This is a genomic window from Kitasatospora sp. NPDC059408 (assembly GCF_042751525.1).
In the GTDB taxonomy this organism is placed as follows: Bacteria; Actinomycetota; Actinomycetes; order Streptomycetales; family Streptomycetaceae; genus Kitasatospora.
In genome coordinates this window covers 1-1,025 of sequence record NZ_JBHYWI010000192.1, presented here as the reverse complement: position 1 = coordinate 1,025, position 1,025 = coordinate 1, and the positions used below count along the sequence as shown (strand labels likewise).

Genomic DNA, 1,025 nt, shown 5'->3' with positions numbered 1-1,025 from the left:
AACGACGCCGACGGCACACTCCGCGCCTGGCACAACGACAACGGCTTCACCACCGCCCCCTTCGGCAACAGCCTGATCATCGGCCAAGGCTTCACCAACCCCACCAGCACCTACTTCGCCTGAGCCCCCAGCCGAGCACCCGGGGCGGCGGCCTCACCCGAAGCCGCCGCCCCCGCCCATGCCATCAGCCGATACCTCGCCGACAGGAGTTCCGTCATGCTCTCCCTCCGTTCCAACGCCACCCGCCTCGCCGCCAAGTCCCTTGCCGTGCTCGCCTTTTCGTCCAGCGCCTTCGGCGCCGCCGCCCCGGCCTCCGCCACCGCGCACACCACCGCCGCCACTGGGATCGACCTCTGCGCCCAGGTCGCCAAGCAGGCCGGCTTCAGCCACGACACCCTCGTCACCGCGATCGCCGTCGCCATGGCCGAGTCGCACTGCAACCCACAGGCCAGCCACGTGAACTCCAACGGCACGGTGGACTACGGGCTCTGGCAGATCAACACCGTCCATCCCCAGGCCCAGGACCCTAACTGCCGTTTCGACCCGCAGTGCAACGCCAACGCGGCCTGGGAGATATCGAAGCACGGGACGAACTTCTGCCCGTGGTCGACCTACGACTCCTCGATCTGCACGACCTGGGTCCACAACAACGCCTACAAGACCTACCTCGCAGCGGCGCAGACCGCCGCCGCCCGGGTATCGGGGGGCGGTTCCGCATCGCTGGCGGGTGACGGCCGGGCGTCGGTGGTGAGCGACTCGGCGGACGGGACGCTCACGGCCTGGCACAACGCGGCCGGGTTCGCCCAAATGCCGTTCGACACCTCGGCCGTCATCGCGCAGGGCTTCACCGACCCCACCCGCGTCAAGTTCGCCGACCTCGACGGCGACGGACGCGCCGACCTCATCTACGTCCAGCCCGCAGGCAACCCGCAGAACGACCCCGAGGGCACCCTGCGCGCCTGGCACAACGACGGCGGCATGAACACCATGCCCTTCGGCAACTCCGTCATCATCGGCCAGGGCTT

Annotated in this window: 1 protein-coding gene; it reads left to right on the top strand. The window is 69.3% G+C overall.

Going from position 1 to position 1,025, the window contains the following annotated elements:
* Positions 1–216: 216 nt before the first annotated feature.
* The coding region (locus tag ACFXDE_RS43875; RefSeq protein ID WP_380499821.1) for a transglycosylase SLT domain-containing protein at positions 217–1,025 on the top strand (809 nt) is incomplete at its 3' end.